Source organism: Xanthomonas sp. WHRI 7945 (assembly GCF_035026585.1).
Window position 1 is genome coordinate 406507 of record NZ_JAYIQP010000001.1, and the last position, 23255, is coordinate 429761.

General features: G+C 70.0%; 27 protein-coding genes and 1 pseudogene. 8 read left to right on the forward strand and 20 right to left on the reverse strand.

Annotated features, from left to right (window positions below; translation table 11 throughout):
* Positions 1–192: 192 nt before the first annotated feature.
* From rapZ to VDQ83_RS01615, 10 genes are all read right to left on the reverse strand, one after another.
* The gene (rapZ, locus tag VDQ83_RS01570; RefSeq protein WP_263395243.1) at positions 193–1071 is read right to left on the reverse strand and encodes an RNase adapter RapZ; all 879 of its coding nucleotides are present in this window, start codon (positions 1069–1071) and stop codon (positions 193–195) included.
* A complete protein-coding gene (gene hprK / locus VDQ83_RS01575) occupies positions 1068–2018 on the reverse strand; it encodes an HPr(Ser) kinase/phosphatase (RefSeq protein ID WP_263398494.1) in 951 nt (316 codons plus the stop codon). Before hprK ends, rapZ begins: the two co-directional genes overlap by 4 nt.
* 2 nt (positions 2019–2020) lie before the next feature.
* The gene (locus VDQ83_RS01580; protein ID WP_455433609.1) at positions 2021–2476 is read right to left on the reverse strand and encodes a PTS sugar transporter subunit IIA; all 456 of its coding nucleotides are present in this window, start codon (positions 2474–2476) and stop codon (positions 2021–2023) included.
* Positions 2477–2498: 22 nt separating this feature from the next.
* Positions 2499–2816, reverse strand: a complete 318-nt coding sequence (gene hpf, locus VDQ83_RS01585) for a ribosome hibernation-promoting factor, HPF/YfiA family (RefSeq protein WP_003478125.1) — start codon at positions 2814–2816, stop codon at positions 2499–2501.
* 63 nt (positions 2817–2879) lie between these two features.
* Positions 2880–4334: an RNA polymerase factor sigma-54 gene (locus VDQ83_RS01590; RefSeq protein WP_455433610.1), complete on the reverse strand. Its 1455-nt coding sequence runs from the start codon at positions 4332–4334 to the stop codon at positions 2880–2882.
* Positions 4335–4377: 43 nt separating this feature from the next.
* Positions 4378–5097 carry an LPS export ABC transporter ATP-binding protein gene (gene lptB / locus VDQ83_RS01595; protein ID WP_263395240.1) on the reverse strand — a complete coding sequence of 240 codons (720 nt, stop codon included), beginning with the start codon at positions 5095–5097 and terminating at the stop codon, positions 4378–4380.
* Entirely contained in the window at positions 5097–5708 is a 612-nt protein-coding gene (gene lptA / locus VDQ83_RS01600) for a lipopolysaccharide transport periplasmic protein LptA (RefSeq protein ID WP_455433611.1), read from the reverse strand. The genes lptB and lptA overlap by 1 nt, the downstream gene beginning before the upstream one ends.
* Positions 5686–6252, reverse strand: a complete 567-nt coding sequence (lptC, locus tag VDQ83_RS01605) for an LPS export ABC transporter periplasmic protein LptC (RefSeq protein ID WP_455433612.1) — start codon at positions 6250–6252, stop codon at positions 5686–5688. Before lptC ends, lptA begins: the two co-directional genes overlap by 23 nt.
* Complete coding sequence (locus tag VDQ83_RS01610; protein ID WP_263395237.1) at positions 6249–6797, reverse strand: KdsC family phosphatase; 549 nt, start codon at positions 6795–6797, stop codon at positions 6249–6251. Before VDQ83_RS01610 ends, lptC begins: the two co-directional genes overlap by 4 nt.
* 90 nt (positions 6798–6887) lie before the next feature.
* The gene (locus tag VDQ83_RS01615; RefSeq protein ID WP_263395236.1) at positions 6888–7889 is read right to left on the reverse strand and encodes a KpsF/GutQ family sugar-phosphate isomerase; all 1002 of its coding nucleotides are present in this window, start codon (positions 7887–7889) and stop codon (positions 6888–6890) included.
* A gap of 53 nt (positions 7890–7942) precedes the next feature.
* Here VDQ83_RS01615 and VDQ83_RS01620 point away from each other — a divergent pair, with 53 nt between their 5' ends.
* The 3 genes from VDQ83_RS01620 to VDQ83_RS01630 are packed head-to-tail and all read left to right on the forward strand — an operon-like array spanning position 7943 to position 9827.
* Positions 7943–8173, forward strand: a complete 231-nt coding sequence (locus VDQ83_RS01620; protein ID WP_185815732.1) for a BolA family protein — start codon at positions 7943–7945, stop codon at positions 8171–8173.
* Between the two features lie 47 nt (positions 8174–8220).
* The gene (murA, locus tag VDQ83_RS01625) at positions 8221–9495 is read left to right on the forward strand and encodes a UDP-N-acetylglucosamine 1-carboxyvinyltransferase (protein ID WP_263395235.1); all 1275 of its coding nucleotides are present in this window, start codon (positions 8221–8223) and stop codon (positions 9493–9495) included.
* Positions 9492–9827: an EF-hand domain-containing protein gene (locus tag VDQ83_RS01630; RefSeq protein WP_455433613.1), complete on the forward strand. Its 336-nt coding sequence runs from the start codon at positions 9492–9494 to the stop codon at positions 9825–9827. The genes murA and VDQ83_RS01630 overlap by 4 nt, the downstream gene beginning before the upstream one ends.
* A gap of 198 nt (positions 9828–10025) precedes the next feature.
* Here VDQ83_RS01630 and VDQ83_RS01635 read toward each other — a convergent pair whose 3' ends face one another.
* The 6 genes from VDQ83_RS01635 to purM form a co-directional block, all read right to left on the reverse strand.
* Complete coding sequence (locus tag VDQ83_RS01635; RefSeq protein ID WP_263395233.1) at positions 10026–10709, reverse strand: DUF3108 domain-containing protein; 684 nt, start codon at positions 10707–10709, stop codon at positions 10026–10028.
* A gap of 2 nt (positions 10710–10711) precedes the next feature.
* Positions 10712–11545, reverse strand: a complete 834-nt coding sequence (locus tag VDQ83_RS01640) for a DUF3108 domain-containing protein (RefSeq protein WP_455433614.1) — start codon at positions 11543–11545, stop codon at positions 10712–10714.
* Between the two features lie 67 nt (positions 11546–11612).
* Complete coding sequence (purN, locus tag VDQ83_RS01645; protein ID WP_455433615.1) at positions 11613–12266, reverse strand: phosphoribosylglycinamide formyltransferase; 654 nt, start codon at positions 12264–12266, stop codon at positions 11613–11615.
* A 3-nt stretch (positions 12267–12269) separates the two neighbouring features.
* Positions 12270–12710, reverse strand: coding sequence for a hypothetical protein (locus VDQ83_RS01650; RefSeq protein WP_263395230.1), 441 nt, complete (start codon positions 12708–12710; stop codon positions 12270–12272).
* Between the two features lie 10 nt (positions 12711–12720).
* Positions 12721–13344: a DUF2238 domain-containing protein gene (locus VDQ83_RS01655; protein ID WP_455433616.1), complete on the reverse strand. Its 624-nt coding sequence runs from the start codon at positions 13342–13344 to the stop codon at positions 12721–12723.
* 5 nt (positions 13345–13349) lie between these two features.
* A complete protein-coding gene (gene purM, locus VDQ83_RS01660; protein ID WP_455433674.1) occupies positions 13350–14375 on the reverse strand; it encodes a phosphoribosylformylglycinamidine cyclo-ligase in 1026 nt (341 codons plus the stop codon).
* A gap of 128 nt (positions 14376–14503) precedes the next feature.
* On the opposite strand from purM, the gene VDQ83_RS01665 reads away from it, so the two are divergent.
* The 3 genes from VDQ83_RS01665 to hda are packed head-to-tail and all read left to right on the forward strand — an operon-like array spanning position 14504 to position 17504.
* Entirely contained in the window at positions 14504–15622 is a 1119-nt protein-coding gene (locus VDQ83_RS01665; protein ID WP_455433617.1) for a DUF2066 domain-containing protein, read from the forward strand.
* Positions 15619–16788 (forward strand): AI-2E family transporter, encoded by a 1170-nt coding sequence (locus VDQ83_RS01670; protein ID WP_455433618.1) that lies wholly within the window; start codon positions 15619–15621, stop codon positions 16786–16788. Before VDQ83_RS01665 ends, VDQ83_RS01670 begins: the two co-directional genes overlap by 4 nt.
* The gene (hda, locus tag VDQ83_RS01675) at positions 16785–17504 is read left to right on the forward strand and encodes a DnaA regulatory inactivator Hda (RefSeq protein ID WP_455433619.1); all 720 of its coding nucleotides are present in this window, start codon (positions 16785–16787) and stop codon (positions 17502–17504) included. The genes VDQ83_RS01670 and hda overlap by 4 nt, the downstream gene beginning before the upstream one ends.
* Before the next feature lie 131 nt (positions 17505–17635).
* On the opposite strand, the pseudogene murU reads toward hda, so the two are convergent.
* The 4 genes and pseudogenes from murU to VDQ83_RS01695 all read right to left on the reverse strand — a co-directional run.
* Positions 17636–18328: pseudogene (gene murU / locus VDQ83_RS01680) on the reverse strand (N-acetylmuramate alpha-1-phosphate uridylyltransferase MurU); the annotation flags it as partial.
* On the reverse strand, positions 18325–19353 hold the full coding sequence (locus VDQ83_RS01685) for an aminoglycoside phosphotransferase family protein (protein WP_455433620.1): 1029 nt from the start codon (positions 19351–19353) through the stop codon (positions 18325–18327). The gene VDQ83_RS01685 and the pseudogene murU, both read right to left, overlap by 4 nt.
* Positions 19354–19425: 72 nt before the next feature.
* Positions 19426–19695, reverse strand: coding sequence for a GlsB/YeaQ/YmgE family stress response membrane protein (locus VDQ83_RS01690; RefSeq protein ID WP_039956005.1), 270 nt, complete (start codon positions 19693–19695; stop codon positions 19426–19428).
* A 190-nt stretch (positions 19696–19885) separates the two neighbouring features.
* Positions 19886–21376: a M20 family metallopeptidase gene (locus VDQ83_RS01695; protein ID WP_455433621.1), complete on the reverse strand. Its 1491-nt coding sequence runs from the start codon at positions 21374–21376 to the stop codon at positions 19886–19888.
* A 133-nt stretch (positions 21377–21509) separates the two neighbouring features.
* Here VDQ83_RS01695 and VDQ83_RS01700 point away from each other — a divergent pair, with 133 nt between their 5' ends.
* Together VDQ83_RS01700 and VDQ83_RS01705 are read left to right on the forward strand one after the other, a co-directional pair.
* On the forward strand, positions 21510–21917 hold the full coding sequence (locus VDQ83_RS01700) for a ComEA family DNA-binding protein (protein ID WP_263395222.1): 408 nt from the start codon (positions 21510–21512) through the stop codon (positions 21915–21917).
* Positions 21918–22529: 612 nt separating this feature from the next.
* Complete coding sequence (locus tag VDQ83_RS01705) at positions 22530–23141, forward strand: HutD/Ves family protein (RefSeq protein ID WP_455433622.1); 612 nt, start codon at positions 22530–22532, stop codon at positions 23139–23141.
* Positions 23142–23255: the final 114 nt, after the last annotated feature.

Here is a 23255-nt window from a genome sequence, read left to right on the forward strand (position 1 = left end):
TTAACAGGTCGGGGAGGGGGCGGGGAATGGCTCGGGACTCGGGACCGGGGACTCGGGACCCGATCGCGAGTGCGGGCGTTGTCTGCGGACCGGCGCCATCAACGAAGCCGCTGTTCAATGCGCCACGGGAGGGATCAATGAACCGGTGTCGCCGCGCTTTTCCGAGTCCCCAGTCCCGAGTCCCAGCCCCACTCAATCCTGCTCTCTATGAAACGTCGCCACTTCCGGCCAGCCCTGTTCGCGCGCGTGGCGGGCCAGGCGTTCGGCCAGGTAGACCGAGCGGTGCTTGCCGCCGGTGCAGCCGAAGGCGATGGTGACGTAGCTGCGGGTGTCGTTGCGCAGTCGCGGCAGCCAGGTGTCGAGGAAGCCGATGATCTGCGCGGTGTACTGCTGCACGTCCGGCTGCGCATCCAGGTAGTCGCGCACGCCGCTGTCGCGGCCGGTCAGCGGGCGCAGTTCCGGATCCCAGTGCGGATTGGGCAGCACCCGTGCGTCGAACACGAAGTCGGCTTCGGCCGGGACGCCGCGCCTGTAGGCGAAGGATTCGAACAGCAGCGACAGGCTGTTCTCGTGGGTCAGCGCGAATTCGGTGGTCACCCGCCGGCGCAGCTGGTGCACGTTGAGCGTGCTGGTGTCGATCACCGCGTCGGCCTCGCGGCGCAGCGGTTCGGTCAACGCGCGCTCGCGCTCGATCGCCTCGGGCAGCGACAGGCCCAGGTGCGACAGCGGATGGCGGCGGCGGGTGTCGGCATAGCGCTTGATCAGCGCTTCGTCGGTGGCGTCGAAGAACAGCAGCCGCGCGTCCAGGCCGAACTGCGCCACCGCCTCGCGCCAGCGCGACAGCTGCGCCAGGTCGCTGTGGCGGCTGCGCACGTCGATGCCCACCGCCAGCTTGCCGGGGCCGACGTCGTCGCGCACCAGGCTCTTGACGAAGGCCGGCAGCAGTTCCACCGGCAGGTTGTCGACGCAGTAGTAGTCCAGGTCCTCGAAGGTCTTCAGCGCCACCGATTTGCCGGAGCCGGACAGGCCGCTGACGATCACCAGGGTGGAGGTGTTCGCCACCGCGTTCATGGGTTGCGCCGTTCGAGCAGGTTGCTGTGGCGGGCGATGAACATCGCCGCCGGGTCGATGCCCTTGGTGCGCAGGATGTGCAGGCGCGTGGCCGCCTCGGTCAGCACCGCCAGGTTGCGCCCGGGCATTACCGGCAGGGTGATCAGCGGCACGTCCAGGTCGAGCACGTGACGGGTGCCGGAATCGCCGGTCAGGCGCTCGTAGCCATGCGGGGTCGGTTCGGTCATGGGCCGGGTCAAGTGCACGATCAGGCGAAGATACTTGTTCTTCTTTACAGCGGTGTCGCCGAACATGTCGCGCACGTTGAGCACGCCCAGGCCGCGCACTTCCAGCAGGTCCTGCAGCAGTTCCGGGCAGGTGCCGTCGAGCACGTCGGGCGCGATCTGGGTGAATTCGGGGGCGTCGTCGGCCACCAGCCGATGGCCGCGGCTGAGCAGTTCCAGCGCCAGCTCGCTCTTGCCGGAGCCGGCCTCGCCGGTGATCAGCACGCCGATCGAGTAGATCTCCATGAACACCCCGTGCAGGATCACCCGCGGCGCCAGCGTGCGCGCCAGGTGATAGGAGAGGTGGTTGAGCAGTTCGTGGCCGCGCTTGGGCGAGACCCACAACGGCGTATCGGATTCGTCGGCGGCCGCGCGCAGGTCTTCCGGGCACGACTGGTTCTTGGTGATCACCAGCGCCAGCGGCCGCACCTGCACGATCTTCTCGATGGTCTCCCAGCGCTGGCGCGAATCCAGCGAATCCAGCCAGGCCAGTTCCTCGGTACCGAGGATCTGCACCTTGTTCGGGTAGATCGTATTGAGATAGCCGGCCAGCGACGGGCGCCGCGACACCGCGTTGCCGGCTTCCAATTCGCGGTGTTCGCCCTTCTGCCCGGCCAGCCAGCGCAGGCCGAGCCGGTCGCGTTGCTGGTCGAACAGTTCGCGCGCGGTGATGCTGGTGTTCATGCTCATGCGGCGCTGGCCTGGGGCGTGCCGCCGAGCAGGTCGTGCAGCGCGGCGGCGTCGGGGGCGCGGCGCAGCGCCTCGCGGAAGCCCTCGTCGGAGAACTGTTCGGCCAGTTCCGACAACAGCATCAAGTGTTGGTGGGTGTAGTGCGCCGGCACGGCCATCGCGAAGATCAGGTCGACCTGCGCGCCTTGGCCGTCGAAGTCGATCGGCTGGTCCAGCCGCAGCAAGGCCCCGCGCGGGGCGTCCAGGTGCGGGGCGCGGCCGTGCGGGATGGCGATGCCATGGCCGATGGCGGTGCTGCCGAGCTGCTCGCGCTCGCGCAGGCTGGCGAACAGTTCGTCGAAACCGGCCTGCGGACAGGCCAGCAGGCCGGCGGCGGTGCGCAGCAGGGTGTCGCGATCGGCGGCCGGCAGCACCTGGGTGCGGACGGCCGCCATAAGATCGGTCAAGGGCATGGCAGGAGCAACGTGTGCGGGATCACACGATATTGTCGCGCACCTCGGCGGCATGGTGGTCCTGTTTCTTTTCCTTGTGCTTGATGATCAGCCGGTCGAGCTTGTCGGCGAGCAGGTCGATCGCCGCGTACATGGTCTGCGCGCTGGCATCGGCGTGCAGGGTGCGGCCGGGAACGTTGACGGTGGCCTCGACGTGGTGGTCGGGCTTGCGCAGCGCCAGTTGGGCGCGGACCTCGATGGTTTCCTCGTAATGCCGCTTCAGCCGCTGCAGCTTGGTCTCCACGTATTCGCGCAAGGCGGGGGTGACTTCGATCTGCTGGCCGTAGGTCTCGATACGCATCGGATACTCCTTGGTTCGGGATTCACCTATGAACCATTGCCGCTGCCGCCGACGCTCAACCGCTCAACCGATGCGGACGCGTTCGTGGGAAGCGGAAATGTTCATGGCCTCACGATACTTCGCAACCGTGCGCCGCGCCACCGGCACGCCAGCACTTTTCAGCAGGTCGGCCAGCTTGGCGTCAGAAAGCGGCTTGCGCGGGTTCTCTGCCTCGATCAGGCGCCGGATCATCGCCTGAATGGCGGTACTGGAGGCCTCGCCGCCGCTGTCGGTGTCGATGCCGGAGGCGAAGAAGGCGCGCAGCGGGATGGTGCCGCGCGGGGTACGCACGTACTTGCGGGCGATGGCGCGGGAGATGGTGCTCTCGTGCAGGCCCAGTTCGCCGGCGATCTCGCGCAGGGTCAGCGGGCGCAGCGCCTGCTCGCCGAATTCGAGGAAGCCGGCCTGCTGGCGCAGCAGGCAGCGGGTCACCTTGAGCAGGGTCTCACCGCGCGCCTCCAGGCTCTTCAGCAGCCAGCGCGCCTCCTGCAACTGGCCGCGCAGGTAGCCGGCATCGCTTTCGCCGCACTGGCGGATCAGCTGCTCGTAGCCGCGGTGGATGGTGACCTTGGGCCGCGCGTGGCCGGCCAGCGCCGCATGCCAGACGCCGCGCTGGCGCCAGATCACGCAGTCCGGCACCACGTAGGTGTCGGCGGCGAGTTCGCCGACCTGCTTGCCCGGGCGCGGGTCCAGCGAGCGCAGCAGCGCGACCGCGGTCTCCACCGCCGAGGCCGGGCGCTTGAGTTCGTGGGCGATGCCGGCGATGCCGCTGCGCGGTAGCTTCTCCAGCGGGCCGTTGGCGATCGTGCGCGCCAGCTCCAGCCCGGGCGTGTCCGCGGGCAGCACGTCCAGCTGCAGGTTCAGGCATTCGCCCAGGGTGCGCGCGGCGATGCCGACCGGGTCGAAGCGCTGGATCTGGTGCAGCACGGTGAGGATTTCCTCCTCCGCGGCGACGATGTCCGGCAGCAGCGTCTCTGCGATGGCGGCCAGCGGTTCGCGCAGGTAGCCGTCGTCGTCGAGCGCGTCGATCAGCGCCGCGCCGATGCTGCGGTCGCGCGGGGACAGGTGCGACAGGTGCAACTGCCACAGCAGGTGGTCGATCAGCGTGTCGGGTTCGGCGACGCGCTCGGCGGCGCTGCCCATGTCGTCGTCGTCGTCGAAGGAGCCGCCGCTGCCGCTGCTCCAGGCCGGTTCGGCGTCGGACCAGTCGTCGCTGTCGTGCTGCGGGACGTTGTCCAGCGTATCGCCGGCCGGCGGCACGACCTCGGCCTCGCCTTCGGCGCTGCCGGCGCCGGCGCCGGCGACATCGAGCGTGGGCGCGGCGTCTTCGGCCCATTCCAGCAGCGGATTGCTCTCCACCGCCTCGGCGATCTCCACTTCCAGTTCGGCGCTGGACATCTGCAACAGCTTGATCGCCTGACGCAACTGCGGCGTCATGACCAGATGCTGTCCCAGCGATGTCTGCAACCGTGCTTTCATGCCTGTACCGAACGGGAAAGGGCGTTGCGGGACGCCCGCGCGGTCACAGCCTGAAGGTTTCCCCGAGGTAGACGCGGCGTACGTCGCTATTGGCCAGCAACGCTTCCGGCGCTCCCTGCGCCAACACGCTGCCCTCGTTGAGGATATACGCCCGGTCGCAGATTCCCAAGGTTTCGCGCACGTTGTGGTCGGTGATGAGCACGCCGATGCCGCGCTGCTTGAGGTGGGTGACGATGCGCTGGATCTCGCCGACCGAGATCGGGTCGACGCCGGCGAAGGGTTCGTCGAGCAGCATCAGCCGCGGCTTGGCGGCCAGCGCGCGGGCGATCTCGCAGCGGCGGCGCTCGCCGCCGGACAGGCTGGCGCCGAGCTGCTCGGCGACGTGGCCGATCTGCAGTTCGTCCAGCAGCGAGGCCAGTTCGCGTTCCTGGCCGGCCGCGTCCAGGTCCTCGCGCAGTTCCAGCACCAGGCGGATGTTGTCGGCCACGCTGAGCTTGCGGAACACCGACGGTTCCTGCGGCAGGTAGCCGACGCCCAGCTTGGCGCGCTTGTACATCGGCAGCGCGGTGATGTCGTTGCCGTCGAGCACGATGCGCCCGGCATCCGCTTCGACCAGGCCGACGATCATGTAGAAACAGGTGGTCTTGCCGGCGCCGTTGGGGCCGAGCAGGCCGACCACTTCGCCGGCCTCCAGGGTCAGCGCGAACTCGCGCACGACCTCGCGCTGCTTGTAGCGCTTGCGCAGGCCCTCGGCGAGCAGCATCACTGGCCCCCTTGCTTGGGCGGGGTGGCGGGCTTGGCCGGCGTCGTCGCCGCGGGCTTGGCGGCGGGCTTGGCGGCGGGCTTGGTCGCCGGCTTGGCGCCGGCGGCCGGCGTGGCGGCCGGTGCCGGGTTCTTCGGCTGGATCACGGTGTGCACGCGGCTGCCGTCGCCGCCGCCCTGCATGTCGCCGGTCTTGGTGTTGTAGACCATGCGCTGCCCGGCGTTGGTGCCCTTGGGTGAGGTCATGCGGTAGTTGCCGGTCAGCACCACCGTGTCGGTGCCGACCTTGTAATCGATGTTGTCGGCCACGGCGTCCATCGGCGAGCCATCGTCCAGTTCCTGCTTCAGCGTGGCCTGCTTGCCGGTCAGCACGACACGGTCGATATCGCCTGCCTTGCGGAACACGTCGGCGGTACTGGCATGGATCTGCAGCGTGCCCTGGACGATGACGACATTGCCCGAGTAACGGATCTTGCCGTCGTCGTCGAGCATGTTGCCGCTCTGGTCGTTGGATTCGATCGTCATCGGCTGATTGCGGTCGGTCGACTTGGCCATCGCCACAGCGGGCAGCAGGGCGAGCAGCGCGAGCTTAGCGGGCAGCGTTGGGTTCATAGCGGGTCTTGACCTGGGAAAGGAGCTTGTACTGCCGGGACTTCAAGTCGACCTCGAAGCCGACGCCTGACTGCATCATACCGGGCCGGGTCATGGTGACCGGATCGGCGGTGCGCGCGGTGCTGGTCTTCGGGAACACGTCCAGGCTCTGGGTGCGGAAGGTGGTGGGCGGGATACTGGGAACCTTGGGGCTGTCGCCGGCGACGTCGCCGCGCAGGCGCAGTTCGTCGCCGTTGGCGCTGACCCAGCCGGTCTTGCCGCGCATCTCCCAGTGCTGGCCGTTGGCATCGGGCAGCAGGAACAGCGGGGTCTCGATCGCCATGGTCTGGTCGGCGCGGCTGCGTTCCATCTGCGGCGCGCGCAGGGTCATCGATTCCTTGCCCTGCTTGTCCAGGGTGACGATCTGGAAATCGTGCGCGATATAGTCCGAGCGCGCCTCCGAATCCGCGGTCGGCACCCGCTTGCCGCGCTGCTGCCAGGCCGACCAGCCGCTGACCAGCGCCGCGACCAGCAGCAGGCCGCCGAGCCAGGTGCGCCAGCTCATGCGCCGTGCTCCTGCAGCAGGGAGGGGACGTGGCCTTGCGCCGCCAGCAGCACGTCGCACAGTTCGCGTGCGGCGCCTTCGCCGCCGCGGGCGCGGGTCAGCCAGTGCACGTGCTCGGCGGTCCACGGGTGCGCGTTGGCCGGGGCCACCGCCAGGCCGACCACGCGCAGCGGCGCCAGGTCGGGCAGGTCGTCGCCCATGAAGCACACCTGGTCCAGGCTCAGGCCGCGTTCGTCGCACAGCGCCTGCACCCCGGCGCGCTTGTCCTTGACCCCGATCTGCACCAGCAGGCCCAGTTCCTGGCCGCGCTTCTCCGCGGCCAGGCTGGGCCGCGCGGTGATCAACGCGACCTCGATGCCGTGCCGGCGCAACTGCACCAGGCCCTGGCCGTCGAGCACGTTGAACGCCTTGCTCTCGTTGCCGTCGCGGTCGTAGTACAGGCGGCCGTCGGTCAGCGTGCCGTCCACGTCGAAGCACGCCAGGCGGATTTTCGCGGCGCGTTCGATCAGGTCGGCGGGGAGGTCGGCCAGCGGGGAGTAGGGCATCGTTCGCTATATCGGGGCGGGGAGGCCGGCTTTCCAGCGGCCAGGGCCAGCGGCGCAGGGCGCCGGCAGGCGGTGAACAAGTTCAGACTGTTAAACCACTCTGGCGCGCAACAGGTCGTGAATGTTGAGCGCGCCGACCGCGCGGCCCTGGCCATCGACCACGATCAGGCCGTTGATCTTGTGGGTTTCCATCAGCCGCGCGGCCTCGGCGGCGAGCTGGTCGGCGCCGATGGTGCGCGGCTGCCTGGTCATCACGTCGGCGATGCGGGTCTGGCGCACGTCCAGCGGGCTGTCCAGGGTGCGGCGCAGGTCGCCGTCGGTGAACAGGCCGAGCAGGCGGCCGTCGCCGTCGACCACCGCGGTCATGCCCAGGCGCTTGCGGCTCATCTCCACCAGCGCCTCGCTGAGGCTGGCGTCCGCGCCCACGCTCGGCAGTTCGTCGCCGCCGTGCATCACGTCGGTGATGTGCAGCAACAGGCGCCGGCCGAGGCTGCCGGCCGGGTGCGAGCGGGCGAAGTCGTCGGCGGTGAAGCCGCGCGCGTCCAGCAGCGCCACCGCCAGCGCATCGCCCAGCGCCAGCGAGGCGGTGGTGCTGGAGGTCGGCGCCAGGTCCAGCGGGCAGGCCTCGGCCGGGACGCTGACGTCCAGGTGCAGGTCGGCCTCGCGCGCCAGGGTGGACTGCGCGCGGCCGGTCATCGCGATCACCGCGTTGCCCTGGCGCTTGAGCACCGGCAGCAGCATCAGGATCTCGTCGGATTCGCCGGAATAGGACAGCGCCAGGACCACGTCGGCATCGGTGATCATGCCCAGGTCGCCGTGCCCGGCCTCGCCTGGGTGCACGTAGAACGCCGGGGTGCCGGTGGAGGCGAGGGTCGCGGCGATCTTGCGCGCCACGTGCCCGGACTTGCCCATGCCGGTGGCGACCACGCGCCCGCGCGAGCCCAGGATCAGCCGGCAGGCGGCGGCGAACTCGGCGCCGATGCGCGCGCCCACCGCGCCCAGCGCGGCCTGCTCGATCTCGACCACGCGGCGGCCGCTGGCGACCAGGCTGGCGTCGTCGATCGCAGCGGGGGACAGGGGCGATACAGCCATGCGGATGCCGGTCGGAGGGTAGAATGGCCGATCATTTTATATAGGAAAGCCCGTTGGACGCCGAAACCATCCGTAAACTGATCGAGGCCGGCCTGCCTGGCGCGCGCGTGCAGGTGCAGGGCGACGATGGCGTGCATTTCGAGGCCACCGTGGTCAGCGAGGCCTTCGCCGGCAAGCTGCCGCTGGCCCGCCACCGCATGGTCTACGCGACGCTGGGCGAGCTGATGGGCGGGGCGATCCACGCGTTGGCGCTGACCACGCTGACTCCCGACCAGGCCGGCTGAGCCGCGCTTTCGTTCCTTTCTCTTCGAATTCCGATCCCCCGAGACCCATGGCCAAAATCGTAGTGACCGGCGGCAATGCGCTGCACGGTGAAGTGAACATTTCCGGCGCCAAGAACGCGGTGCTGCCGATCCTGTGCGCGACGTTGCTGGCCGATGCGCCGGTGGAGATCACCAACGTGCCGCAGCTGCACGACGTGATCACCACGGTGAAGCTGCTCGGCGAACTGGGCGCCGAGGTCACCATCGACGAAGGCACCCTGGCGCGCGGCAGCGCGATCACCGTCGATCCGCGCAAGGTCGACCAGCACGTCGCGCCGTACGAACTGGTGCGCACCATGCGCGCCTCGATCCTGGTGCTGGGCCCGCTGCTGGCCAAGTTCGGCGCCGCGGAAGTGTCGCTGCCCGGCGGCTGCGCGATCGGCTCGCGGCCGGTGGACCAGCACATCAAGGGCCTGCAGGCGCTGGGCGCGGAGATCAGCGTCGAGAACGGCTACATCAAGGCCACCAGCAACGGCCGCTTGAAGGGCGGCCGCTACGTGTTCGACATGGTCAGCGTTACCGGCACCGAGAACGTGCTGATGGCTGCGGCCCTGGCCGACGGCACCACGGTGCTGGAGAACGCGGCGATGGAGCCGGAAGTCACCGACCTGGCCGACTGCCTGATCGCGCTCGGCGCCAAGATCGAAGGCGCCGGCACCTCGCGCATCGTGGTGCAGGGCGTGGAGCGCCTGTCCGGCGGCCGCCACGCGGTGCTGCCGGACCGCATCGAGACCGGCACCTTCCTGGTCGCCGCGGCGATGACCGGCGGCAGCGTCACCGTGCGCCGCGCGCGCGCCGACACCCTCGACGCGGTGCTCGACAAGCTGGCCGAGGCCGGCGCCACGATCGAGACCGGGCCGGACTGGATCCGCCTGGACATGCACGGCAAGCGCCCGCGCGCGGTAAGCCTGACCACTGCGCCGTATCCGGCGTTCCCGACCGACATGCAGGCGCAGTTCATGGCGCTCAACTGCGTGGCCGACGGCGTCGGCGTGATCAACGAGACGATCTTCGAGAACCGTTTCATGCACGTCAACGAACTGCTGCGCCTGGGCGCGGACATCCAGGTCGAGGGCCACACCGCGATCGTGCGCGGCAACGAGCGGCTCAGCGGCGCGCCGGTGATGGCCACCGACCTGCGCGCCTCGGCTTCGCTGATCCTGGCCGGGCTGGTCGCCGACGGCGACACCACCATCGACCGCATCTACCACCTGGACCGTGGCTACGAGAACATCGAGGAGAAGCTGGGGGCGCTGGGCGCATCCATCCGGCGCATCGCATGATCCTCAAGGGCCGCTTCACCCGCCGGCGCAAGGTGCTGCTGGCGGTGGTGATCCTGGTGCTGGCCTGGGTCGGCTACGCCTGGTATGCGGGCATCGCCATCACCCAGGGCATCGAACAGAGCGACATGGACTGGAACGCCGACGGCCAGGTCAGCCGCGGCGAGATCGCGCAGGCGTTCTACGCGGTGGGCGTGAACCGCACTCAGGACGGACCACGCCAGTGCAGCACCTTCTACTGGCGCGACGGCGGCGCGCAGATCCGCGTGGATTGCCGCACGACGTTCGCGCCGGCCGCCGACGCCGCCAAGCCGGCCGCCGACGCGAAGAAATAGCCGGCCGGCGCGCAGCGCGGTCTCGCTGGCGGAGTCGTTGGCATTCGCGTCGCGCGCTACTCCGCGCGATGGCGCGGCTGGCGCCACACAGCGAAGCGTGCCGTTGCCGAGCGGGCAAGAAAAAGGCGGGCCGCTCGGCCCGCCTTTCTTTCGGCAGCGTCTGCGCCAAGCGCGGCCGCCGCCTGCGCTACGGCGCGATCAGTGCAGCGTCTTGATGGTCAGGTCCAGCGCGTCCTGGCCGTTCTCGCGCTGCAGGATGCGCACCGGCACCGGCATGTCCGGCACGATCCAGGCAATGATCTCCTTGGAGCCGTCGCTGCGGCTGACCTTGGTCGCCTGCTCGGTCTTGCCGTTGACGGTGATGGCCTCCTTGCCGGCCACCTTGTAGGTCATCGGCTTGGCGCGGCCCTCGTCGACCATGCGGTAACTGGGAGTCTTGCCGGCGTTGACGTCGCGCGCGATCGCCAGGTTGATCAGCAGCGCGTCCATGTCGCCGGGCTGCAGCTTGACCGGGCCGCGTCGGTCGGCCTTGACGTCGCCGGACCAGGTCGCCTGGGCCTTGCTCCAGTCGTAGTTGGCGGTCACCGCCTTCTTCTTGATCAGGAACAGCGAGCGGTCGTCGCTGCTGAGCGGGCGCAACTGGCCGGCCTTTTCCTCGAACACGGTGCTCTGGCTCAGGTCGGCGACCTGGTTCTTGATCGACAGGCTGTAGCGCCAGCGGTTGCCGCCTTCGCTGGCCAGGGTCATCAGGCCGTTGGCCTGCATGCCCATGTAGCTGGCCTGGTAATCCGCCTTGAACGGCTCCAGCGCCAGCGCGGGCAGGCTGGCCATGGCCAGCAGGGCGGCGGCGAGGGCGGACAGGGGGCGGGCGATGCGTGTCATGGTCAGACTCCTTGGTATTCGGTCAGGCGCAGGTCGATGCGGTCTTCGCCATCTTCGCGCTGCAGGATGCGCACCGGCGTCGGCACACCGTTGGCGATCCACAGGATGGTCTCATTCTTGCCGCCGTTGGTGCGCGACACGCGCAGCGCGTCGTAGCTGAGATCGCCGACCTGCACCGTCTCGGTCTGCTCGGCAGCGTGATAGACGTGTTCGCGCACCCGGCCGACGTCGACGAAGCGGTAGGTCATGGTCTTGCCCGGCTGCGCGTCGCGCATGATCGACAGGTTGATCAGCAGCGCGCTCTGGTCACCGGGCTGCAGCGGGATCGGCTGCTGGCGGTCCTTCTTCAGGTCGCCGTCCCAGCGCGCCACGCCCTGCGCCCAGTCGTAGACGCCGGTGACCTTCTTGCCGAAGAACACCGCCTTCTTCACCGTGCTCTGGCTCTGCGGCACGTAGCGCCCGTCCTGGGTACGGAACACCGTGCTCTGCTCGAGGTTCAGGCCAAGGATGCTGGCGAAGCCGCTGCGGCCCTGCACGCCCAGATCCACGCGCCATTCGTCGCCGCCGCTGTGGCTGACCTGCATGCGTGCATCGCCCGCTTCCTTGCCCTTGTACAGGGCCTGATAGGTGGCCACGAACGGCTGCAGCGGCGGCGGCGTCCAGGCCTCGGCCTGCAGGACCGGTGCGGCCGGGGCAGGCACGGCGGGCGTATTCGGTGCTGGCGGCGCGGTGGCGGGCGCAGGCGTCGGCGACTGCGCCAGCACGCCGATGGCCGGCGCCAGCAGGCCGAGGCTGGCCACGGCGAGAACAGCGAACTGACGCGGAAGGGGCTTCATGGGATCGGCTGCGAGGGAGGGAATTGGGCGCGAATGCGTGGCAGCGGAAAAGGAGGCCGCGGCGTATTCAGGGAATCAGCATGTCCTGGCAATCTAGGCGCAGCGGACTAAACCGGCACTGACCGTCGAGCAAGACCCTGTCGTCCCGTTCAGCCAGGCGCCCGGCCGCGGCCAGCCGCAGCACCGCGCACAGCAACTGGTGCTCGCGCGGCAGCAGCCGCTGCGCCAGGTCCTGCGGGCGGTCGCCGGCCTGCACCGGCACCCGCACCTGCGCGATCACCGCGCCGGCATCCAGCGCCGGCACCACGAAGTGCACGCTGGCGCCGTGTTCGGCATCGCCGGCGGCGATCGCCTGCGCATGCGTGTGCAGGCCGCGGTATTTGGGCAGCAGCGACGGGTGGATGTTGAGCAGGCGGCCGGCGAAGCGCTGCACGAAACCGTCGCCGAGGATGCGCATGTAGCCGGCGCAGACGATCCAGTCCGGCTGCACCGCGGCCACCGCGTCGCCCAGCGCCTGGTCGAAGGCGGCGCGGTCGGGGAAGCCGTTGGGCACGGCCGCCCAGCGCTGCGCCGGCGCCACCTTGGCCAGCGCCGGCGCCTGCGCGCGGTCGCTGAACACGCCGGCCACCTGCGCGTCCAGCGTGCCGGCGGCGATCGCATCGAGCAGCGCCTGCAGGTTGGAGCCGCGGCCGGAGACCAGCACCGCCAGGCGGATCGTCATCGGCTAGCTCTTCCGGAACAGGGCGATGGCGGCCGGGCGCTGCAGCACCAGCAGGGTCCATACGCCCAGCCCCGTGCCCAGCGGGAACCCCAGGCAGGTCACCACCGCGGTGGCGTTGCACAGCAGCAGCCGGCGGCGCTGGCGCAGCGCGCGCGCGGTCAGCACCTTCAGGGTCAGCGAGACCAGCCCGAACGCCAGCAGCATCGACAACAGCACGATCGCGACCACGCCGGCCTGGGCCTGGTCGGGGCTCTGGCCGACGGCGTTGAGTTCGGCCTCGCGATGCACGCCGTAGGCCAGGAAGCCTCCCACCAGCAGCAGCATCAGGCATTGCAGCCCCGCCATGACGGCGTACAGCGTCGCCAGAGTGCTCAGCTCGGACTCGGCACGCAGGGTCTCGGCGTGGGCGATGTCGGCAACGGGAAGGGGTGGGGGCAGGGCCATCGTCGGTCTTCTAGTGCGGGGAAGGGGACAGGCGCTTGGGGCGTCGCCACGGCCAGGCGCTGGCGCAGCCCAGGGTCGCCAGCAGCATGTCCATGTGCGCGTCCCACGGGTCGCCCTGCTGGCCGTTGTAGGACTCGGCCTGCTCCGGCGACAGCAGCACCGCGATCAGCCATTCGAGCCATTCGTAGAGCAGGCTGGCGCACATGATCGCCATCGTCGCCAGCACGAACGCCTGGCGCGCCGACAGCGCCGGCCAGCGCTGTCGCGCGTGCTCGCGCAGCGCCGGCGCGAAGCACAGCCCGAACAGCAGGTGGATCAGCCGGTCGGTGTGGTTGCGCTGCCAGCCGAACGCGGCGTTCGGCGACCAGCCGCTCAGCGCGCGCAGCCACTGGTCGTAGGGCACGTTGGAATACAGCCAGTGCGCGGCGACGTTGTGCACGCTGATGAAGCCGCAGATCGCCGCGAAGTGCGCGCTGCGCAGCGGCCAGCGGCGGTCGTGCCAGACCAGCCAGACGATGCCCAGCACCGCGAGCGAGCTGTGCATCGCCTGTTCCGCAGGCCACAACGGGTGCACCCAGCTGGCGGCGAACACCGCCAGGGTCAGCGCCAGCCAGGCGCGCTTGGCCACCGCCATGCGGCTCAGCCGATGTGCACGCGTTCGCCGGCGCCGGCCGCCACCACCGCGCCGATCTGCCAGTGCGCCAGGCCCAGCGTGTCCAGGCTGCGTTCCAGCGCGGCTACCTGCTCGGGCGCGGCCACCAGCACGAAACCGATGCCGCAGTTGAAGGTGCGCCACATCTCGCTGTCGGCGACCGCGCCTTCGCGCTGCAGCCACTCGAACACCGGCGGCAGGGTCCAGGCGCTGGCGCGGATGTCCAGGCTCAGGCCGTCGGGGATGACGCGGATGATGTTCTCGGTCAGGCCGCCGCCGGTGATGTGCGCCATCGCGTGGATGCTGCCGGCATGCTCGCCGCGCAGCAGCGACAGGATCGGCTTGACGTACAGCGCGGTCGGCGCCATCAGCGCATCGGCCAGGGTGGTGCCGCCGACCTGCAGCTCGGCCGGGCACCCGGCGCGGTCGTAGATGCGGCGGATCAGCGAATAGCCATTGGAGTGCGGGCCGGAGGAGGCGATGCCGATCAGCACGTCGCCCTGGCGCACCTTGGCGCCGTCGAGCAGCTGCGACTTCTCCACCGCGCCGACGGTGAAGCCGGCCAGGTCGTACTCGCCGGGCGGGTACATGTCGGGCATTTCCGCGGTCTCGCCGCCGATCAGCGCGCAGCCGGCCAGTTCGCAGCCGCGGGCGATGCCGCCGACCACCGCCACGGTGGTCTCCACGTCGAGCTTGCCGGTGGCGAAATAGTCCAGGAAGAACAGCGGCTCGGCGCCCTGCACCAGCACGTCGTTGACGCACATGCCGACCAGATCGATGCCGATGCTGTCGTGCCGGCCCAGCTGTTGCGCCAGCTTCAGCTTGGTGCCGACGCCGTCGGTGCCGGACACCAGCACCGGCTCGCGGTACTTGCCGGACAGGTCGAACAGCGCGCCGAAACCGCCCAGCCCGCCCATTACCTCGGGGCGGAAACTGCGCTTGACCAAGGGTTTGATGCGTTCGACGACGGCATTGCCGGCATCGATGTCGACGCCGGCGTCGCGGTAGGTCAACGGGGCGGCGGCGGGGGGCTGGGAAGTGGTCACGGGCGGCGGCGTCGGCGGAAAGACGGCGATTTTAACAGGCCGCATTGGCGCTACGACCGCATTCGGGCAACAATTCGCCCCGGATACGCCGAGCAATGGAACCTTCGATGCGCCGCAGCCTTGCCTTACTCCTGTCTTTCGCGTTGTGCCTCCCCGCTGCGGCCGCCCTGGCCCAGGCCGGTCTGCGCACCGAAGGCGACGTTGCCGGTGCGCAAGGTCCCTACGATGCCGAGGTGCCGGTCAACAGCCAGAGCGAGGGCGACCGCAACGGCGCCCTGGCGCGCGCGCTGGGCGCGGTGCTCGGCAAGATCTCCGGCGATCGCGCGGTGATGTCGCGGCCGGGGGTGACCCAGGCGCTGCGCAATGCCAAGAACTTCGTCGACAGCTACGACTACCGGCAGGACCAGGGCACCTCGCCGAGCGGCGCGCCGACCTTCCGCACCACCCTGATCGCGCGCTTCCGGCAGAGCGACGTCGACGGCCTGGCCGCCGCGCTGGGCCTGCCGCTGTGGCCGCAGCCGCGGCCCAAGCCGGTGCTGTGGCTGGCGATCGACGACGGCAGCGGCCCGCGCCTGGTCGGCGTGCAGCAGTCCAATGCCGCGCGCAGCGGGCTGGACCGCGCGATCGAGCGCGGCTACCGGCTCGGCCTGCCCACCGGCAGCGCCGCCGAGCAGGCGCTGGTCGGCGCGATCTGGCGCCAGGACACCGCCGCGGTAGCCAACGCCTCGTCGCGCTACAGCCCGCCGATGCAGCTGGTTGGCAAGCTGTACCGCGGCAAGGGCGGCGGCTGGACCGCGGACTGGGTGTTCGTCGACAGCGGCAAGGTGCTGTCCAAATGGACGGTCAGCGACGCCGACGCGCGCCGCGCGATCGCCGCCGGCGCCGACGGCGCCGCCGATGCGCTGGTCAAGCGCTACGCCAAGGCCGCCAACACCGGCCCGGCCGGGGTCTACCGGGTGGCGATCAGCGGCATCCGCAGCGCCGACGACTACCTGCGCGTGTCCTCGGCGCTGCAGAACACCTCGGTGGTGCGGCGGATCGTGCCGATCCAGGCCAGCGGCGACCGCCTGGAGCTGGACCTGGACCTGCTCAGCGGCGTGTCCGGGCTCAACCGCATGCTCGGCGCCGACAGCCCGCTGCAGCCGCTGACCACGCCGACCGAGGGCGGCCCGATCATCCTCAATACCGAGCGCACGGAGTACCGGCTCAAATGACGCTGTCCCCGGAAGCGGAAATCGCCCTGTTCCTGCGCCGCCTGAAATGGGCCGCGGTGATCCTGGGCGCGCTGTGGGTGGTGGCGCTGCTGGCGCCGATCCTGACCCCGTTCGTGCTGGCGCTGCTGCTGGGCTGGCTCGGCGATCCGCTGGTCGACCGCCTGGAGCGCGCCGGCCGCTCGCGCAACATGGCGGTGACGCTGGTGTTCGTGCTGATGCTGCTGTTGCTGGTGCTGGCGCTGCTGATCCTGGTGCCGATGCTGGAGCGGCAGATCGTCACCTTCATCGACGTGCTGCCGCAGGTGCGCGACTGGTTCACCGGCACCGCGATTCCGTGGGCCGAGCAGAAGACCGGATTGCAGCTGATGGCCTGGCTGGACCCGGAGCGGCTGATCGAATGGATCCGCGGCCACTGGCAGCAGGCCGGCGGCGTCGCCGCGACGTTCTTCGGCTACCTGTCGCGCTCGGGCTTTGCGATGGTGACCTGGGTGGTGAACCTGGTGCTGCTGCCGATCCTGACCTTCTACTTCCTGCGCGACTGGGACATCCTGGTCGAACGCGTGGCCGCGACCATCCCGCGCAACCACGTCGCTACGGTCGGCCGCCTGGCGCGGCAGTCCAACGACGTGCTGGGCGCGTTCATCCGCGGCCAGTTCCTGGTGATGCTGGCGCTGGGCGTGATCTACGCCGGCGGGCTGAGCCTGATCGGGCTCAATCTCGGCCTGCTGATCGGCATCATCGCCGGCCTGATCAGCTTCATCCCGTACCTGGGCGCGACCACCGGCATCCTGCTGGCGATCCTGGCGGCGCTGGTGCAGGCCAAGGGCTTCGACCTGCAACTGCTGATCCTGGTCGGGGTGGTGTTCACCGTCGGCCAGTTGCTGGAGAGCTACGTGCTGACCCCGCGCATCGTCGGCGACAAGATCGGCCTGCACCCGGTGGCGGTGATCTTCGCGGTGATGGCCGGCGGCCAGCTGTTCGGCTTCCTCGGCATGCTGCTGGCGCTGCCGGTGGCGGCGGTGGCCAACGTGCTGCTGCACTACCTGCACGAGCAGTACCGGCAGAGCGACCTGTATGCCGGCGACAAGCCGACGATCCTGCTCGAGAGCGGCGCCGAACGGCCGGCGGTGATCGAACTGCCGCCGCGAGGCCCCGAGCAGCCGTGAGCGTGCCGCAGCTGCCGTTGGCGTTGCGCTCTCCGCCGGAGCAGCGCCTGGACCGCTATGTCGGCGCACCGGCAGGGCTGCTGGCGCAGCTGCAGGCCGTCGCCGACGGCCGCGATGCCGACTGGCTCTACCTGTCCGGCCCGGCCGGCACCGGCAAGACCCACCTGGCGCTGGCGCTGTGCGCGGCGGCCGAGCAGGCCGGGCGCCGCGCCGCCTACCTGCCGCTGCAGGCCGCTGCAGGCCGCCTGCGCGATGCGCTGGAAGCCCTGGAAGGGCGCGACCTGGTCGCGCTGGACGGGGTGGAGGCGATCGCCGGGCAGCGCGAGGACGAAGTGGCGCTGTTCGATTTCCACAACCGCGCGCGCAGCGCCGGGGTGACCCTGCTGTACACCGCGCAGGCGATGCCCGATGGCCTGGCGCTGGGCCTGCCCGACCTGCGCTCGCGGCTGGCGCAATGCACCCGCATCGCGCTGTCGCCGCTGGACGACGCCGGCCGCGCCGCGGTGCTGCGCGAGCGCGCGCAACGCCGCGGCCTGGTGCTGGAGGATGCGGCGCTCGACTGGCTGCTGACCCACGCCGGCCGCGACCTGGCCGGCCTGGTCGCGCTGCTGGAGCGGCTGGACCGCGAATCGCTGGCGGCGCAGCGGCGGGTGACGGTGCCGTTCTTGCGCAGGCTGGGAATGGGGAGTGGGGAATCGGGAATGGGGAAAAACTGAGCACGCCTGCGTCCGCATGAAGCGGCTGGCGGCAGGCTTTCCTAAACCGGATTCGATCGTCCGCCGCGCGCGCTGTGCGTGAAGTCGCTAGAACTCAGCTTTTGCCGATTCCCGATTCCCGGCGCGCGACCCAGCGCGCCATCCAACTCCGCCAGTCGCTGCGGCGTCCCCACATCGGTCCAGCGGCCGCGATGGTGCAGGCCGTGGATGCGGCCGGCGGCCATGTGCGCACGCAGGATCGGCGCCAGCGCGAAGCGCGGCGGCGTGGCGTGTTCCGCGATCGGCGGATCGAATGCCGCCTGCCAGTCGCGCAGCAGTTCCGGCCGATAAACGCCCACGCCGGCGTAGGTCAGTAGCGGCGCGCCGTCGCTGCGCAGCGTGGCGTCTGCATGCAGCGCGAAATCGCCGTGCGCCACATAGGCCGGCGGATCGACCATCACCAACTGCGCCAGTCCGTCCGGTTCCGGCGATAGCCGCGCGAAATCGAAATCGGTCCAGATGTCGCCGTTGACCAGCAGGAACGGCGCCGGCCCGAGCAGCGGCAACGCGTGCAGCATGCCGCCGCCGGTCTCCAGCGGCGTGGCGCCTTCGTAGGAATAGGCGATGCGCAGGCCGAACGCGCTGCCGTCGCCCAGCGCCTGTGGGAACTGCTCGGCCAGCCACGAGGTATTGATCACCACCTCGCGCACGCCCAGCGCGGCGAGCTTGCGCAGGTGCCACACGATCAACGGCGTGCCGCCCACCGCCAGCAGCGGTTTGGGCGTGCGTTCGGTCAGCGGCCGCATGCGCTCGCCGAAGCCGGCGGCGAAGATCAGCGCCTTCATGCGCCGGCCGCCGCGCGTTGCGCCAGCGCCGGCTTGATCCGCGTCTGCAGCAGCTGCGCCAGCGGCTGCAGCTGCGGGTGTCGCGGCAGCACCTCGTCGAGGTAGGCGATGAAGCGCGGCACGTTGTCCAGGTACCAGGCCTTGCCGTCGCGGTAGTTCAGCCGCGCGAAGATGCCCAGGTTCTTCATGTGCCGCTGCACCCCCATCCAGTCCGCGTCGCGCAGAAACTGCGCCAGCGGCGGCACGGCGATTCCTGTCTGCAAGGCGCGCGCGTGATAGCGCGCCAGCCACGCATCGACCCGCGCCAGCGGCCAGCTCACCGTGGTGTCCTTGAACAGGCTGACCGGATCGTAGGCGACCGGGCCGAGCACGCAGTCCTGGAAGTCCAGCACCGCCGGACCGTCGGCCACCGGCATCAGGTTGCGCGGCATGAAGTCGCGATGCACCAGCACCCGCGGCTGCGCCAGCGCGTTGTCCATCAGCCGGCGCTGCACCAGTTCCAGCGCGTCCAGGTCGGCGCAGTCCAGCTGCAGGCCCAGGTGCCGGCGCAGGAACCACTCTTCGAACAGGCCCGCATCGCGCTGCAGCAGCGCCTCGCCGAACACGCCCAGTTCCGGCGGCGGCGCGATCGCCTGCAGCCGCAGCAGCTGCCCGAGCGCCGCGTCGAAATGCGCATCGGCCGAGGCGGCGTCCAGGCTCTGCGCCAGGGTCGGCCCGCCGAGGTCTTCCAGCAGCAGGAAGCCGGCGTCCAGGTCCTGCGCCAGCACCGCCGGCACGCGCACGCCGCCATGCTGCAGCAACGCGTGCATGCGCAGCCACGGCCGCACGTCCTCCAGGCCCGGCGGCGAATCCATCAACACGCGGCTGGGGCCCGCGCCGTGGCTGCGCCAGTAGCTGCGCCAACCGGCGTCGACCGACGCGCGCTGCAGCGTCGCCTGCGCGTCGTCCAGCGTGGAGCGCGTCCACGCCAGACGCTGCGCGGCGCGCAGCTCGGGGGCCTCGGGAAGATCGGGACTGGAACTCATCGGCGCGCCGCGGCGGAAGTTAGCCGCACAGCGTAAACGCGCGGCGCCGGCATGGCGAGCCGCGCCGGGGACTTAGCGCTTGCCGAGGAACAGCCGCAGCAGCGCGAGCAGGGCGATCGCGCCGAGCAGCGCGCCGAGGAAGCCGGCCGGCTCGCCACGGCTGTACCAGCCCATGTAGTGGCCGAACCAGCCGGCCACCAGCGCGCCGGCGATGCCGAGCAGCACGGTGAACAGGCAACCGGAACGGCCGCCGCTCGGACCCAGGAAGCGCGCCAGCAGGCCGACCACGAAGCCGACCAGGATGACGTACAGCCAGCTGTCGCTGCCGAACAGGTTGTGCATGGAGGCGTACCGAAACGGGGAAGTGACGCCGATCGTGCCAGATTCGGCCGCGACGCGGCGTCCACGCAGGCACGGCCGGCGACGGCCTTAAGCGGCCGTGCAGGCGTGGCTTGCATACCCGCCGCGCCAGGCGCGGATCCGTTGCGCAGCGGCAAGGTCGCGGCCGCCGTCGCCGGCGGCCGCCACGCACTCAGCAGCAGCCGTGCTCGCCGTGCTGCTCGCCACCGGCCACCGCGGCGCTGCCGGTGGTCTCGCCGCGCACGCTGGCGGCATGATGCTCGGCGATCACCCGCGACACGCAGGCGGTGACCCGCTTGCCCATCGGGATGTGCAGGAACTCGTTCGGGCCGTGCGCATTGGAATGCGGGCCGAGCACGCCGGTGATCATGAACTGCGCGCCGGGGAACTTCTCGCCGAGCATGCCCATGAACGGGATCGAGCCGCCTTCGCCCATGTACATCGCCGGCTTGCCGAACGCCGCCTGCGAGGCGGCTTCGATCGCCTCGGTCAGCCACGGCGACTGCGCCGGCGCGTTCCAGCCCGAGGACGACTTCTCCAGCGCCAGCGACACCTCCGCGCCGTACGGCGGATCGCGCAGCAGCACCTCCTTCAGCAGCTCGCCGGCGCGCTTGCCGTCCAGCGTCGGCGGCAGGCGCAGCGACAGCTTCACCGCGGTCTGCGGGCGCAGCACGTTGCCGGCCGAGGCCAGCGGCGGCAGGCCGTCGGCGCCGGTCACCGACAGGGCAGGGCGCCAGGTGCGGTTGAGCACCAGCTCGGTCAGATCCTCGTTCATCGGGGTCATTCCCGGCAGGAACGGGAACTTGCTGTAGACCTCGTCGCCGAGCACGTCGGCGACCTTGCGCGCCTGCGCCAGGCGCTCCTCGGGAATCTCCGCATACAGGCCGTCGACGGTGATCTTGCCGGTGGCCTCGTCCTCCAGCCGCGACAGCAGCTCGCGCAGCACGCGGAAGCTGGACGGCACCACGCCGGAGGCATCGCCCGAATGCACGCCTTCGCTGAGCACCTTGACGCTGAAGTTGCCGCCGGCCAGGCCGCGCAGCGACGTCGTGCACCACAACTGCTCGTAGTTGCCGCAGCCCGAATCCAGGCACACCACCAGCGACGGCTTGCCGATGCGCTCGGCCAGGTGGTCGACGTAGGCCGGCAGGTCGTAGCTGCCCGACTCCTCGCACGCCTCGATCAGGATCACGCAGCGCGCGTGCGGGATGCCCTGGTCCTGCAACGCCAGGATCGCGGCCAGCGAGCCGAACAATGCGTAGCCGTCGTCGGCGCCGCCGCGGCCGTACAGGCGGTCGCCCTTGAGCACCGGCGTCCACGGGCCCAGGTCCTCGTCCCAGCCGGTCATCTCCGGCTGCTTGTCCAGATGCCCGTACAGCAGCACCGTGTCGGCGCCGGTCTCGGCGCCGGTGGCCGGCACTTCCAGGTAGATCAGCGGCGTGCGTCCTTCCAACTGCACCACCTCGACCTGCAGGCCGGGAATCGCCTGCGCCCGCGCCCAGCGCTCCATCAGCGTCACCGCATCGGCCATGTAGCCGTGCGCGACCCAATCGGCGTCGAACATCGGCGACTTATTGGGAATGCGGATGTAATCGACCAGCTGCGGGACGATGTCGTCGTCCCACTTCGCGCTCAGGAAACGGTCGATCTTGGCATTGTCCATCGTGGAACTCCGGGATTTGTCGCAAAAGAGATGGCCGCCATTCTACGCCGCGGCCCCCGTGTAGGGTTTTTCCTACACGTTGACGCGCCGTTTACCTGCTGTTTGGAAAGGGCGTTGGCGATAGGCTGTATCCATGTGGCGAGGGATGCTTTCGACACCGGCAGGAGAGGCCGGTGAAGTCCCCATCCAAGTCACAAGGAGTGTTGCCATGCAGTCTTTTATCGTGGTCCTGAAGTCTCTGGTCCTGGCGTTGCTGCTGACCGGTTCCGCGCTCGCCGCGGACAAGGTCAACATCAACTCCGCTAGCGCAGCGGAAATCGACCGGGTGTTGCTGAACGTGGGTGCCTCCAAGGCACAGGCGATCGTCGACTACCGACAGGCACACGGACCCTTCAAAAGCGCCGAGGACCTGGCGCTGGTGAAGGGAATCGGACTCAAGACGGTCGAACGGAACCACGACCGGATCGAAGTGGGAGCCACGAAGGCGACCACGCCGACGACGGCCAGGACGGCTGCCGCCAAGCCGGTGGAAAGGCGTTAAACGGATTTAAGCGTAAAGGGATTTACGGCAGTAAAGGGATTTAAGGGAAAGATACGGCTGGCGCAGGATGCGCGGTCGCGACCTCGCTGAGCAGGACGCGCAGGGGGGAGGCAGGAAGCCGACACGGACGTACATCGTCGCCCGGTGTTGCACACTGACGTGCAGCCGGGCGACGTTTTTTTTGGGCGATGGTTTTCGCGACCGCAGGCGCTGGTGGCGTACGGCGGGCGGCAAGGACGATCGCCGGTGGCCGGTCCGGCGCTGGCCAAGGTCATGTGCACCCCGCTGGCGGCGATCCGGCAGCCGGGCAGGCCCGACCCGAAGAATAGCCAGCGCAGTCCGGCTCCCGGTCGCCGCGTCATACGCTGCCGCGTCGGATACGCAGGTAGGCACAGCGTTGGGCGCGCCGCGCTTATTCCCTCGGGCACGTTGCGCGTGATCTCCTCCTGCCGCGTCGCGGATGCCCCTTTGAAGTTCGGTCTCCCCCTTTTTGGCTGCAGGCCGCACTCGATACGACTGAGCGATGCGGTTGTTCCGCCGCCCAGCCAGCGGAGACGGCGTACCGCCCATGCCGCCGCGTCCGGCCCTGCCGCGATCGGGCAGAATGCGCCGATGGACTGGAGCACGATTCCTTCGCGGGTGATTCCCGCCAACGACTACCGCCGCGAGCGCTGGCGCAACGGACTGGGCTGGACCCGAGAGATCCTGCGCCTGCCGCAGCCCGGCAGCGACGATTGGCTGCTGCGCCTGTCGATCGCCGAGATCGAACAGGACGCGGCCTTTTCCAGCTTTCCCGGCATCGACCGGGAACTGGTGCTGCTGCATGGCGCCGGGCTGCGCCTGCGCTTCGACGACGGCGCCGTGCATCTGCTGGAGCCGCCGTACGCGCGGCTGCGCTTCGCCGGCGAACGGCCGCTACGCGGCGAACTGCTCGACGGCCCCACCCACGACTTCAACCTGATGTGGCGCCGCGACCGCCTGCGCACGCAACTGCTGCACCGGCCGCTGGTCGGGCCGATGCTGTTCTTCGCCGAGCCAGGAATCAGTTGGGTCGTTCATCTTCTGGCAGGCCAGGCGCAGTTCGATGCGGACTGCGGATTGCCGCCGCTGGCCGCCGGCGACAGCGCCTGGTTGGCGGCCAGCGCCAGGCAGCGCTTCGCTTTGAGCGGTGGCGGCGAGCTGCTGGCGATCCGCATCGAGCCGCTAGCGACGCCCGCCGACTGAGCTTCCGACGGCACGCGCGTGGCTCTTGCGGGGTTGCCGCCGAGCGCGTCCAATGCGCGAACGCGGCTATCCCGGAGCCGTGGACCGGAACGCACAGGTGGCCTCGGACAACAG